Genomic DNA, 13,930 nt, shown 5'->3' with positions numbered 1-13,930 from the left:
TCCGGCACAGCCTAAGGAGAAAAGAAAAAATGGAAAACAACATCGGATTCAGAATTATTCCCCGCAGTCAGCGTCCCGATCTTCAATTGATTGAGCAATTTAGGAATGTCGTGACACCCCATCTTAGTGACAATATGAACCGCATATTCGCCAGTTGCTCACAGCTGAAACCCTATCATGCGGGAGGAAGGCTGGTTGGCACTGCATTGACTGTAAAAACCAGACCGGGAGACAACCTGATGATTCACAAAGCGATCGAAATGGCGCTTCCAGGTGAAGTGATTGTGGTTGATGGGGATGGGGATCTGACGAATTCGCTTATTGGTGAGATTATGACCCGTTTAGCGGAACAAAAAGGGGTTGCAGGCTTCGTGCTCAATGGCGCAATCAGAGATTCCGGAGCGATCGCAGGTAGAAATTTTCCTGTTTATGCCCGAGGCATTACCCATCGCGGACCCTATAAGGACGGGCCTGGAGAGATAAATGTGCCTGTTTCTATCGGCGGAATGATCGTAAATCCGGGCGATATCATTGTTGGGGATGAGGACGGGCTAGTAGCGGTCCCTGTACAACATGCGGAATTAATATTAGGAAAAGCCCGCCAGATGCAGCAGATCGAAGATAAAATCATCGCAACCCTTGAGCAAGGCGAAAATATTAACCGCGATTGGATAGACGAGTTTCTTAAACAAAAAGGGTGTCAACTGAACGACACGAATGCTATGAATTAAATTCTGTATCCGTTTTATTTGGCGGGTTATGGAGTAAATGAAACTAGTAGCGGAAAGATTGCCACCGGTACGTTGGATCTTCAGTTTATCCCAACAAACTATTCATACCGGGGGCACTTTCTACACCAGGCTTATTGGCACCTTGTCTGAGGAGAGGAGAATTTTTTCGTCATGATATCACTTTACCGGGAAGTATACAAAAACCGAATCAACTACTTATTTCTGGCTCCTATGTATTTGTTACTGACCCTGTTCTTAATCGTGCCGGCGCTGCAGGGACTGTATTACTCACTATTCGATTTTACTATCGGTTCTTCCCTAAGATTTGTCGGTTTTGACAATTTTTCTAAATTGTTAAATGAGGATGTATTTTGGATCGCATTAAAAAATACTTTTATATTGGTCCTGATCATTGTGCCGGTGAGCATATTCACGGCCTTGTTCATATCGGTTGCCGTTTACCGCAGCTCACAAGGGATCAAGACCTTTGTCAGAGGCTCATTTTATTTACCGCTGGTTGTATCGAGCGTCTCCCTGACGTTGGTCTGGGGTTTCGTCTTTAATCCTGTGGTGGGCTTGGCCAATCAAATTTTGAAGGCTATTGGCTTGGCCGCTGTTATCTGGTTGGGCGACCCGAAGTATGCGTTTCTAGCAATCACCATTGTGCTGTTTACGTTTGTACTTGGAAAACCTGTCATCTTATACCTCGCTTCACTTGGCAACATTCCCGAAACCTTCTATGAAGCGGCCAAGATCGACGGGGCTAATGTATTGCAACAATTTTGGCATGTGACCCTTCCGTTGCTGAAGCCGACGACGCTCTATCTGGTCATAACAGGAACAATTCAAGTATTCAATGTGTTTGTTTTAATCAAAATAATGACTAGCGGAGGACCCGGAAACTCTACCCAGACGCTAGCTTATCTTCTCTATGAAAAGGCATTTGTTTTCGGCCAATATGGAATTGCTTCTGCAGTGGGGGCTGTACTTGTTTTTTTAGTAGCTATAATTGCTATCATTCAGTACAAATTTTTGTCAACCGATATCGAGTATTAAGGGGGATTCCCATGAATATAACTCATCCGTCCCTACAAGGGATTGTTCAAAAATCATTCGTCGTGCTGGTCGTACTGCTCGCCTTGCTCAGTCTGGTGCCGTTGTATTTCGGTGTGTTGACATCGTTTAAACCGAGTAGTAGCGGGGGAGCCGTCAGCTTGATCCCGGAAAATTTAACTTTAGACAACTACAAGTACTTGTTCACACGCACGAGGATATTACGCTGGTTTTTCAACAGTTTGTTTACATCCACTCTAGCCGCAGCCATCATTGTTTACTTATCGGCACTGGCAGGATACCCGCTTGCAAAGAAAAAATTTCCCGGTGTAAAATGGTTGTTTTGGATCATCATTGTTTTCATGACAATTCCAAAGGAAGCATTGCTCCTGCCTCTATTCATGATGATGAAGGAGTACCACCTGTTTAATACGTACTATGGAATTATCCTGCCGGCTCTGGCTTGGCCATTTGCTGTCTTCCTGATGAAGCAATTTATCAGCACGATCCCTTCCGACTTATTTGATGCTGCTGAGATCGACGGCTGCGGCCCACTCAGATTGTTTCATTCGATCTTACTGCCCATTATCAAGCCTGCTCTTGGGGCATTGTCTATCTTCGCCTTTGTTTATGTCTGGAACGATTATATTTGGCAGTTAATTGTCATCACTTCCTTAGAAATGAAGACCCTGCCATTGGGAGTAGCCGGATTGCAGGAACAATCGGCCTCTGACGCAGTCAACTATGGACAATTAATGGCCGGATCTACACTGGGAGCCATTCCTTTACTAGCCGTTTTTCTGTTCTTCCAAAAGTATTTTACTTCAGGGATTACTATGGGAGCCGTCAAAGGATAGACCGATAGCAGGTTCCTTGGAAAACGACCTGTCTCGGGATATTGGTATTTGAAAGTGGTATATGTACAAGGAGGAGAATACAATGTCAATACATCTAGAGAAGACTATATGTGTAATTTCCGTGTTCGCCTTGGCTGTTTTCGCCGGTTGCAGCACCGGAAAGCCTGCGGCTAATGAGGAGGCTGCCACGGCCAACAGCGGTAAGCTGCTTCCAAATCCGCTAACTGTAAAGATTATGCAGTCGGAGCATCCTTCTCAACCGCTTTTAACAAATACCCCGATTATCCGCGAGGTATTCAACAAAACGAATGTTCAGGTAGTTCTCCAACCGGTGCCTGCAAGCAGTTATGAAGATAAGAAGAATGTGCTCATTGCCACCAATGACATTCCTGACGTTATTCGTGTAAGCAAGAAGGACCTTCATGAATTCGGGCGTACCGGAATGTTTCTGAATATTTCTGATTATTTGCAATATGCGCCTAACTTTAAGGCATTGATAGACACACGGCCCGAATTCCAAAAAAACTTGGTAGACGGAAAAATTTACGGCTTTCCTGTTCTTGAGAATTGGCGGATGAGTGTAGCTTTTCAACCGTTAATCCGTAAGGACGCATTAGAGATGCTTAACCTTCAAGCTCCGAAAACATTCGATGAGCTTTACGAAGTGCTCAAAAAATTTAAAGCGGCCTATCCCGACAAAATTCCAATGACTACAAGAAACGGCACCCTTTATATGTTAGGACAGCTTACTTATCCGATGGGAACCGGGGGATACACCAAAGCAGGCTCTAAGAGCGGCGTGTATTTTGAACCTTCTGATAAGCAATACGTTTACGGTCCTGCTAGCGCAGAATTCAAAAAACTATTGGAGTATATGAACAAGCTCTATATGGAGAAGCTTCTCGATCCCGATTATGCAACTAATACACAACAGATGTTTATTGAGAAGCTGAGTTCGGGCAGGGCGTTCTTCTATTATGATAATAGTACGTTTTCCGAGGATATTAATAATGCGTTAAAGAACAAGGAACCGAATGCCCAAATGATATTGCTCGATCCGCTTCAAAACAGCAAAGGTCAAGCCCGTTCTTACCGTGGTGCAAAAGATTGGTTGGACTTTAACTTCGCAGTCAGCTCCAGAGTTAAAGATCCTGTTGGTATAGTCAAGTTTTATGATTGGATGTATTCAAAGGAAGGAGTACTTTCAACCAATTTCGGCGCATTGAACGAAACCTACGAAATAGTTAATGGAGAGCCTAAATACAAGAGCAGCCTGCTGGATAAGCATAAAGACAAGCCGAACTATGTATTTTCGTTAAGGTCTGAAATAGGCAGCGGACTGAACGCGATTTCTGTTAATATCGACGAATCGCTTTACAAGGTTACTAATTCCAAGCTAGTTCTTGATATGGCGGAACGGATCGACAAGAATACAGGAACAAGCGTAGATTTTATGTTGGAGGATCCTCCTTTCACCAAAGCAGAAATAACCAGCTTGAGTAAGCTCGAGGTTCAATTAAATACGATGGTTGAGCAAGAAATGGATAAGTTTATTATGGGTGTTCGTCCATTGAGTGAATACGATAATTTCCGTGAAGAATTGATCAAGAAGGGCGCTAAAGATATTGAGAAAATTTATAATGATGCTTACGCTAAATTAAAAAAATAACTGGTAAATTTGGTGAAACGACAATGATGATTCATAATTGGATAAGAGAAACACATAAAATTATAGGAGTAGGCCCGAATTTCAAAGCATTTCGCGAGCAAAGAGGGATTGCCCATAATGAATTCCCTCAGCTCTTTTTAAAATCACCGGAGAGCTTATCCGTGGAAACCAACATATACCTTTCCAAGCAATTAACTGAATTTTTTTGTGAGGTTGAGATGGCCGTAATCATTGGAGAGGATGCCCAAAACGTGGTGGAAGAAGAAGCTTTGTCCATTGTAGCAGGGTATGCATTGGCCAATGATATAACAGCCGGTGCCCCGTTCGACAAAGGAAGGTCCAAGCTGTTCAATCAAACGACGCCTATCAGCGAGCTCGTGAAAAAGGTGGATCCGCAAAACGTATATTTGGAAATGTGGGTGAATGGCGAATGTATCCAAAAGGATCATACAAGCCAATTGCTGTTTTCCCCCCAACGCTTAATCTCCTATATATCCCACATGGCTACTTTGCGCAAAGGAGATATCATCTTAACCGGAACGCCCGCCAATCCTTGGAAAGGTGCGATTGGAGATGAAATCGAGCTTAAAAGCCCGGAGCTTGGGAGTATGAAGCATAAAATTCATAGCGATACAGGTACAAGAAGGCTGTTATAGTTACTTGAATGTGAAGAGGGCTGTCCCACTAGTCTGTAAAGACTAAGGGACGGCTCTTTGCTTTGAAAAAAGCATGTAGCTCTCTAAATACTTGCAGCTTTCAGGAGAACCAAGAAAATGCTAGTGTGCAATGGTTAAAAAACAACAAAATCTAATTGCCGGAAATTGACCGGCTCCCTATAGTGAGTGAGGAAAGGAGGGAACAATTGATAACGAAGCCGATTCGAAAAGCCCAAAACAAAACGATTTACTTAACTAAGAGGAGGTCAACCAATGTTCGGTTCGACACGTAATAAGCGAAGAAATATTTTTGTACTTTGTATAGTATTCATTATCATGTTAAGCGGGTGCTCCGCAGGCAGCACAACAGCACCGAAAAAAGAAGAAGGCACGAAGGATACTCCTGTGACGCTGGAGTGGTGGAGCAGTGCTTCATTAGGACTCTCGCAGGAGGATGAGTTTAAGCAAATACTAGCCGAGTATAAGAAAGTCGCTCCTCATGTAACGATTAATTATAACGCAGTACCGACTACGGGGCTGGATGAGAAGATGAACGTAGCGATTGCCTCAGGCTCGTTTCCTGACTTGTATGTTGATGCGGTTAACCGCTTGGTACCTCTTTACAATAGGGGGGTTACCACTGAGTTAGATTCGTATATTACAGATGACTATAAGGTATCCGATTATGTTAAAAGCGCCAAAGATATCATGGAGATCAATGGAAAGCTGGCCATGTTCCTGATGGAAGTCCGGAGTGAAGTGCTGCTGGTCAACAAAGATTTGTTCGTCAAGGCAGGCGTTGAGAATTTACTCCCGGACCCTAAGACAAGAACGTGGACGAGAGATAATTTCGCCAAAGCTGTAGAAGCAATCGGTAAGCTTGGAAACGGTGTGTACGGTATGGGCATGGTAGCAAGCGATCTTGCTAACGACAAATTCCTGGACGGTTATATTTATAGCGACGGCGATGAATATACGAATAAGGATTTCACTAAGGTTACTTACAACACACCGGGAAATGTCAAAAAGTTGGAATGGTTGGTTCAGCTGGCTACTTCTCCGTATGCCGTTCCCGGCGCATCGGGCACTAAGGTTACGGATATGTATGAGTTATTCAAGAAAGGAAAAGTAGCCGTAATCATGAACGACAGAGGGGATTACCGCAGAGAGATCAATGAAGGAACAATTACGAACAAAATCAATTACATGAATGCCCATTTCCCGACAGATGACGGCTCCCAAAGCAAGCTGGCTGCTACAGGGTCCGGGATTGTGGTGAAGAAACAATCGGACAAAGTGAAAGAAAAGGAAGCTGCCAAATTCGCAATGTGGTTCTCCAGCGGTAAGCCTGAGATTGTGAACAAACTGCTTTACCAGAAATATTCGAAGCTTCCTTCAAGAAAATCATTAGAAGGTTTTATTGCAGATGAACAAGGCAAAGTATGGTTGGATATGCCGGTAAAAACTATCGTCAATCCCGTAGGCATGCCGAATTACATGCAGATCCGTAAAGCATGGTTCAACTACTTTCAACAGGCAATGCTGAACAATGGCAAAATGACAGCTAAAGATGCTCTGGCCGGATATGAGAAAGAAGTGCAGAAGCTGCTGGACGAAGGAAACAAGGAATTGAAAAAGTAATTGTCCGGAGTCTGGATTTTGTGCTCTGTTTGAGAAAGGAGATTTTCACATCATGATACCGCTCTATCGAGAGATATATAAAAACCGGATTAATTATTTGTTTTTGGCTCCGATGTATATATTGTTGTTCCTGTTCTTGATCGTTCCGGCGTTACAGGGGCTGTATTATTCCGTATTTGAATTTAATATTGGCTCTCCCAAAACATTTGTCGGTTTCAAAAACTTCACGTATTTATTCGGAGAAGATGTATTTTGGATTGCTTTAAAAAATACGTTTGTTCTGGTTCTGATCATCGTGCCTGCAAGTATTTTCACCGCGTTATTCATTTCTGTTGCTGTATACCGCAGCTCACAATGGGTGAAAACGTTTGTCAGAGGATCATTTTATTTACCTTTAGTTGTATCAAGCGTATCTCTGACTTTGGTCTGGGGCTTCATCTTTAATCCGGTGGTCGGACTGGCCAATCAAATATTAAAAACGGTTGGTTTATCCCCTGTTACCTGGTTGGGAGATCCCAAATATGCATTTCTTGCGATCATTATAGTTCTGTTTACGTTCGTACTTGGAAAGCCGGTCATTTTATATTTGGCTTCACTTGGCAATATACCTGAAACTTTTTATGAAGCGGCCAAAATTGATGGTGCTAACGTTCTGCAGCAATTTTACAATGTAACCCTTCCTTTACTAAAACCGACGACACTTTATCTGGTCATAACCGGGACGATTCAAGTTTTTAACGTGTTTGTCTTAATCAAAATTATGACGGCCGGAGGACCCGGAAACTCAACCCAAACGTTGGCTTATCTGCTTTATGAAAAGGCATTTGTTTTTGGCCAATATGGCATTGCGTCAGCAGTAGGGGCTGTGCTCGTCTTTTTGGTAACAGCAATTGCCATCATTCAGTACAAATTTTTGTCAACTGACATCGAGTATTAAGGGAGATCTCATGGATAAAACTCAACCGTCGCAACAAGGGATTATTCAAAAGTCGTTCGTTGTGCTTGTATTATTGCTTGCCATACTGAGTCTGGTACCGTTGTATTTCGGTGTGTTGACCTCATTTAAACCTAACAATACGGGAATAACCGTCAGTTTAATCCCGGAAAACCTGACTTTAAGCAATTATGAGCACTTGTTTAAGGAAACAAAGATCATTCGCTGGTTTTTCAACAGTTTGTTTACTTCCAGCATAGCAGCAGCTATCATCGTTTACTTCTCGGCGTTGGCCGGATATCCGCTTGCAAAGAAGAAGTTTCCAGGGGTTAAGATACTGTTTTGGATTGTTATTGCCTTCATGACGATTCCAAAGGAAGCGCTGCTCCTGCCGTTGTTCATGATGATGAAGGAATATTATTTGTTTAATACGTATTTGGGCATTATCCTGCCCGCACTGGCTTGGCCGTTCGCTGTTTTTCTAATGAAGCAATTTATAAGCACCATTCCGGCGGACTTGTTTGATGCTGCTGAGATAGACGGCTGCGGTCCGCTCAGGCTGTTCCATTCCATATTACTGCCCATCATTAAGCCTGCTTTAGGGGCACTGTCAATCTTCGCTTTTGTTTATGTCTGGAACGATTATATGTGGCAGCTTATTGTCATTACTTCTGTGGAAATGAAGACCTTGCCTCTAGGCGTAGCAGGACTGCAAGAGGAAGCGGCAGCCAATTTCGGGCGTTTGATGGCGGGAGCTACACTGGGCGCTATTCCTTTACTGGCTGTGTTTCTCTTCTTCCAGAAGTATTTTACTTCCGGCATTACTATGGGAGCTGTCAAAGGGTAAAACAAGGCGGCAATAATAAGCAAACAAACAAGCGAGACCAGAAACAACAGGTTATAAGATGGGAATTCAAAATAACAGGTACTTTAAAGGAGAAATCATTTTAATGGAAAAAATCGGATTTAGAATTCAACCCCGCCGTCAGCTTCCCGATCTTCAACTGCTGGAGCAATTTCAAGATGTCGTAACGCCCCATATCAGCGATAATATAAACCGGTTATTTGCCAGCTGTTCGCAGTTGAGACCTTATCACGCCGGAGGAAAGCTGATCGGTGTGGCACTGACTGTAAAGACGAGACCGGGGGATAACCTTCTGACACACAAAGCGATTGATATGGCGCTTCCGGGAGAAGTGATCGTTGTAGATGCAGGCGGGGATTTGACGAATTCCATAATTGGCGAGATTATGACCCGATTGGCTGAAAAACAGGGGATTACAGGTTTTGTAATTGATGGCGCTATCAGAGATTCCGGAGCTATTGGCCAAAGAAGCTTTCCGGTCTATGCGAGAGGAGTTACCCATCGTGGCCCTTATAAGGATGGTCCTGGTGAAATCAATGTGCCGGTTTCAATCGGCGGTATGACCGTCAATCCGGGTGATATCATTATAGGCGACGAAGACGGTCTGGTAGCGGTACCTGTGGAAATTGCGGATGCATTATTGGAAAAGGTCCGCCAAACGCAGAAGATAGAGGATGATATTATCAGTACCCTTGAGGCGGGAGGATCTATAAACCGCGACTGGGTGGACGAGATGCTCAAGCAAAAAGGATGTCAATGGAATATTGAATAATGAGGTTTAAAGTATGAACTCCACTCGAAACATTTATTGTGTTGGCAGAAATTATGTCATGCAAGCAAATAAATCAAATAATGAATTTCTTACATCTCCACTTGTGTTCACTAAGCCTACTCATGCGCTTACCGAGGCGAAGGGACAGGAAATCATCCTTCCCGGAGAATGTGGTTCCGTTTATTTTGAAGCGGAGCTGGTCATTCGGATAGGTAGGCTATATGAAACAGGAATTAAGGTGGACGAACTGGTGGACGGCTTGGCTATAGGGATAGATTTTACATTGAGTGACCTGCAGAATGAATTGAAGAAAAAAGGTTACCCGTGGCTATTGGCAAAGGGCTTTCCCAACTCTGCTGTCTTGAGTGAATTAATGCAATTTCCAGGCGTAGAAGCATGTAAAAAAGTTAACTTTGCACTTGTAAAAAACGGTGAGCAGGTTCAGCTTGGTAACATTCAACATATGCTTTTTGATTTACAAATCATAATCGATTTCATAGCGCGTCACTTTGGATTAGGCGAAGGAGATATTATATTTACTGGAGCTCCGGAAGGGGCAGGTCCAGTCACCGACGGCGATCACCTATCACTATTGTGGGGGGAACAAATTGTTGGAAGTTGTACAATTAAATTGTCTTAAGAATGCAGTAGAGCCGGGTAACCCTATTGCATAAATCATTTTGGAATTGGTGTTCAGTAGAAGTTGTTCGGCAAAAAATAACACAGGCAGCTGCGGCAGCCTGTGTTATTTGAAGTTGTTTCCGAGCCGCCGGAGATGAAGTTTATCAAATGGGGCAGGTATATCTACGATTCAGTAAGGAAAAACAAAAAAGTCCAAGTGTGCAATATAAGAATAACAACAAAATCTTATTGAAGGAATTCGTCCTACTCTTTATAGTGGAGTGAGACGGTCAGAAGCTGTGGAGTATGCAATGAATACCCGGATTCAAATTGACCGCTAAAGACGCCTTATGTAGGGGATGCAAAGGAGGGTTAGCTCATGCTTGGGTCAACATGGAGGGAAGGAAGAACCGTACTCATGATCAGTTTGATCCTCTGTATTATGTTCAGTGGTTGTTCCACAGATAGCAATACAACAGTTCCCCGAAAAGAAGAAGGTGCGGGCTCAACTGCTGTAACGCTAGAGTGGTGGAGCAGTGCTTCGTTGGGACTCGTGGAGGAAGAGGAATTTCAACAGGTGTTAGCGGAGTATAAGAAAGTTGCCCCTCACGTTACTATAAACTTTAGCTCTGTACCAACTACAGGATTGGATGAAAAGCTAAACGTTGCGATTGCTTCAGGATCGTTCCCTGATTTGTATGTTGACGCAGTTAACCGCTTGGTCCCCCTGTTCACCCGTGGTGTTACCACCGAATTAGATGCCTATATTACAGAAGACTACAATTTGTCGGACTATATGAACAGTGCCAAGGATTTAATGACCATTGACGGAAAGATGGCTATGATACTGATGGAAATCCGAAGTGAAGTGCTGCTAATCAACAAGGATTTGTTTATCAAGGCAGGCGCTGAGCATCTGCTTCCTGATTCAAAGACAAAAACGTGGTCAAGAGACTCTTTTGCCAAAGCTGTAGAAGCGGTCGGTAAGCTTGGAAACGGGGTATACGGTTTGGGAATGGTAGCAGGTGATGTAGCTTATGACAAGTTCGTTGACGGTTATATATATAGCGATGGGGATGAATATACGAATAAGGATTACACCAAAATTACTTACAACTCACCAGGCAATGTGAAAAAACTGGAAGGGTTGATTCAACTGTCCTCTTCACCCTATGCTGTTCCTGGGGCAGCAGGCAATAAAATTCCTAATCTGTATGAGTTATTCAAGCAAGGAAAAGTAGGCATTATGATGAACGACAGAGGAGATTTACGCAGGGAGATTAACGACGGTATAATTCCTAAGAAATTCGAGTTCATGAATGCCTACTATCCAACAGACGACGGTTCAAAAAGCAAGCTGTTCGTTAACGGTTCAGGGATTGCGGTAAAGAAGCAAGAGGATAAAGTGAAGGAGAAAGAAGCGGCAAAATTTGCGCTATGGTTCTCAAGCGGTAAGTCTGAGATTGTGAACAAACTCATTTATCAAAAGTATTCCAAGCTCCCATCGAGAAAATCATTGCAAGCTCTTGTTACAGATTCACAAGGCAAAGAGTGGGCGGCAATGCCGGAACAAGCTATTAACAATCCTGCTGCTATACCGAATTACCAACAAATCCGTAAAGTGTGGTTCAACTATTTTCAACAGGCGATGTTGAATAATGGGAAAATGACAGCTAAAGATGCCTTGGCCGGATACGAGAAAGAGGCTCAGAAGCTGCTGGATGAAGGGAATAAGTAGTTGAAGAAATGACTCTCCATAGAGACGGCTTCACACAATCAACAAATCAATTGGATTTCAACCTTCATCATCGGAGGAACTATATGGGACTATTCGCGAGAACAAGCGGCATCATGGATAAGAGGAAGGCGTGGTTCCGGAGGAGTCTGCTGCTAATGCTGGCGGTAATCATTTTGCCGTCCATGCTGCTTTCAGTCAGTATCCATGTAATGGCTACGAAAGAGCTGAAGGAGCAGATCAATCAGACGCATCAAACGTTGATTCAACAAATGACACAGCGTGTTAATCAACAGCTGACTCAATTTGAGTTTACAGTGCGCAACTGGGCTATTAACCAGATCTTCGGTGAATATTTGGAGCATGTGGATTATTATCAGGAGTTAACAACGATCCGCTCCATTATGAATGCGTTAGGCGCCATGGAGAATTCAATCTCCTTCATTAAGAACATAGAAGTGTACATTTCGACTCAAGATTTGCTGATTTCGAATGTGAACGGTGTCTCCCGAATATACAATATGGAAAAACGCGACCGTTACAGGGAAGCCTTTCAACGACCAGGTGACATGTATTGGGCTTATGGATTGAATGTATCAAGCAATACGTTGAATAAAAGCATGGCATTAATTCATAAGATTCCGTCTGAATCCTCACATCCTTTTGGCGCCATAATTGTGGAAGTGGATCCGGTAAAGTTCTCATCATTTATCGGTCAAATTAATCCATATCGGGAAGGCTATACTCTGCTGCTTAATGAAAATCATGAGCTTCTATCCGCCGGTACTTTTGAGAAACGGGAGGATGCAGCGGTACTAGCATCAGAACTGATGAGACACAATGGTACGGGAACTTATGGATTCTCCTGGAATGGGGATCAATATCTCATTTCTGATGGAATCATTCCCCGTATGAAGTGGAATTTTCTTCTGGCTACACCCATTTCCAAATTAACAGAGCCTGCAGCTGTCATTACCCGAGTTATTGTTGGTATTTCAGCCGTTACTTTCATCATGCTTGTCATCCTTGCGTGGGTCGCTTCAAGGAAGCTATACTCTCCTATATCGCGGATGATGTCTTTATTTGTATCGGAGGAATCTGAGTCGGAGCCGTCGGTTCATCAAGACGAGATCGAATTTATTGAATCTCGCTGGGCACAGTTGACGACGGAGAGCCGAATCATGCAGGTTCGCCTTGATACGCAGCTGCCCTCGCTTAGAGAAGGTTTCATGTATCAGCTTATTTATGGTCACTACTATCATTTGAGCGAGGCGGAAATTCGCAAGAGGCTAAAAAATTACAATTTGGATCTGGGCAACGCCCGCGTACAATTTGTATTGATCCAAATTTCCGGCATTTCGAAGCTGATGGGTAAATTTAACGAGGATGATGAGCAACTAGTTACTTTCGCTGCATACAACATCATTCAAGAGATGATAGTGGCATCTGGCTTAAACGTGTCTGTGTTCAATTTTCAAGATATGACGGTGGGCTACATTCTCATGCTGCCAGATGGGATGTCAGCAGAAGAAGAGAAGCAAACCGCTTTGAAGCTTGCAGGAGAAATGATCCAAACACTGGAGCGCCTGTTAAAGACAGATGTGACGGTGGTCGTCGGTCAGCCTACAGATGAGCTGCGTGGTATGCATGCATGCTATGAGCAGACCGAGCAAACGTTGCGCTTTCGAAGTGTTCATGAGCCGGCGCAAATCCTTTATCTGGAAGATCTGATCATCCAGGGGGAGGAGGAGGTTTTTTATCCGTTTGAGCTGGAGAAGGATTTGCTGCAGGCGCTGCGGATCGGAAATGCGGAAGAATCGACTGCATTATTTAAACGGTTTGTTTCAACTTTCAAGGAAAGTGCCGATATCGAAACGGTGCTTCATCAAGGATTGCTGCAATTGCTTGGCAGCGTGCTGCATGTGGTGTATCAAACAGGACACAGCCCGCAAAAGGTGTTTGGTCTAAGTAACTTGTATGAGGAATTACTGCAGCATAGTGATCTCCAGAAAATGTGCGATAGTTTTGTGAAGATCGTTATGGAGCCGTTCATCGAGCATATTGTCGAGTCTCAAAATGTTAAGCTGGTGCAACTGACCGAGGACGTAAAAGCAACGATTCATAGCAAATATATGACCGATCTGTCATTAGAAATGTGTGCGGATCTTCATCATGTCGATCCGTTTCGGTTGAGCAAAGCCTTTAAAGAGGTAACAGGGATCAATTTTATTGATTATGTGACCGATTTCCGTATTCGTAAATCCAAAGAGCTGCTTAAAAATACGAATCTTCGCATCAATGAAATTGCCGAATTGGTAGGTTATCAGCCGACCTACTTTAACCGAATTTTCAAGAAACGTGAGAATATGACTCCAGGTCAATTCAGAGAAAAATAA

12 protein-coding genes are annotated in these 13,930 nt (G+C 43.4%); all 12 read left to right on the top strand.

Features of this window, described 5'->3' with window-relative positions:
- The first annotated feature begins 29 nt into the window (after positions 1 to 29).
- The 12 genes from NV381_RS02345 to NV381_RS02290 all read left to right on the top strand — a co-directional run bounded on the left by NV381_RS02345 (position 30) and on the right by NV381_RS02290 (position 13,930).
- Positions 30 to 731, top strand: coding sequence for an RraA family protein (locus NV381_RS02345; RefSeq protein ID WP_258211638.1), 702 nt, complete (start codon positions 30 to 32; stop codon positions 729 to 731).
- Positions 732 to 902: 171 nt separating this feature from the next.
- Complete coding sequence (locus NV381_RS02340) at positions 903 to 1,787, top strand: carbohydrate ABC transporter permease (protein WP_258211637.1); 885 nt, start codon at positions 903 to 905, stop codon at positions 1,785 to 1,787.
- 11 nt (positions 1,788 to 1,798) lie between these two features.
- Positions 1,799 to 2,641 (top strand): carbohydrate ABC transporter permease, encoded by an 843-nt coding sequence (locus NV381_RS02335; protein WP_258211636.1) that lies wholly within the window; start codon positions 1,799 to 1,801, stop codon positions 2,639 to 2,641.
- A gap of 82 nt (positions 2,642 to 2,723) precedes the next feature.
- Positions 2,724 to 4,310 carry an extracellular solute-binding protein gene (locus tag NV381_RS02330; protein WP_258211635.1) on the top strand — a complete coding sequence of 529 codons (1,587 nt, stop codon included), beginning with the start codon at positions 2,724 to 2,726 and terminating at the stop codon, positions 4,308 to 4,310.
- A gap of 23 nt (positions 4,311 to 4,333) precedes the next feature.
- On the top strand, positions 4,334 to 4,966 hold the full coding sequence (locus NV381_RS02325) for a fumarylacetoacetate hydrolase family protein (protein ID WP_258211634.1): 633 nt from the start codon (positions 4,334 to 4,336) through the stop codon (positions 4,964 to 4,966).
- Positions 4,967 to 5,239: 273 nt separating this feature from the next.
- A complete protein-coding gene (locus NV381_RS02320; RefSeq protein WP_258211633.1) occupies positions 5,240 to 6,607 on the top strand; it encodes an ABC transporter substrate-binding protein in 1,368 nt (455 codons plus the stop codon).
- A gap of 52 nt (positions 6,608 to 6,659) precedes the next feature.
- Positions 6,660 to 7,544 carry a carbohydrate ABC transporter permease gene (locus tag NV381_RS02315; protein WP_258211632.1) on the top strand — a complete coding sequence of 295 codons (885 nt, stop codon included), beginning with the start codon at positions 6,660 to 6,662 and terminating at the stop codon, positions 7,542 to 7,544.
- Positions 7,545 to 7,554: 10 nt separating this feature from the next.
- A complete protein-coding gene (locus tag NV381_RS02310; RefSeq protein ID WP_258211631.1) occupies positions 7,555 to 8,388 on the top strand; it encodes a carbohydrate ABC transporter permease in 834 nt (277 codons plus the stop codon).
- 103 nt (positions 8,389 to 8,491) lie between these two features.
- Entirely contained in the window at positions 8,492 to 9,178 is a 687-nt protein-coding gene (locus tag NV381_RS02305; protein WP_258211630.1) for an RraA family protein, read from the top strand.
- A 13-nt stretch (positions 9,179 to 9,191) separates the two neighbouring features.
- The gene (locus NV381_RS02300) at positions 9,192 to 9,818 is read left to right on the top strand and encodes a fumarylacetoacetate hydrolase family protein (protein ID WP_258211629.1); all 627 of its coding nucleotides are present in this window, start codon (positions 9,192 to 9,194) and stop codon (positions 9,816 to 9,818) included.
- 360 nt (positions 9,819 to 10,178) lie between these two features.
- The gene (locus tag NV381_RS02295) at positions 10,179 to 11,537 is read left to right on the top strand and encodes an ABC transporter substrate-binding protein (RefSeq protein WP_258211628.1); all 1,359 of its coding nucleotides are present in this window, start codon (positions 10,179 to 10,181) and stop codon (positions 11,535 to 11,537) included.
- An 83-nt stretch (positions 11,538 to 11,620) separates the two neighbouring features.
- Positions 11,621 to 13,930 (top strand): helix-turn-helix domain-containing protein, encoded by a 2,310-nt coding sequence (locus NV381_RS02290; protein WP_258211627.1) that lies wholly within the window; start codon positions 11,621 to 11,623, stop codon positions 13,928 to 13,930.

It is taken from the genome of Paenibacillus radicis (ex Xue et al. 2023) (assembly GCF_024722015.1).
GTDB lineage: Bacteria > Bacillota > Bacilli > Paenibacillales > NBRC-103111 > Paenibacillus_S.
Note: the sequence above shows the minus strand (reverse complement) of the source record. Positions and strands in the feature narration are given on the sequence as shown.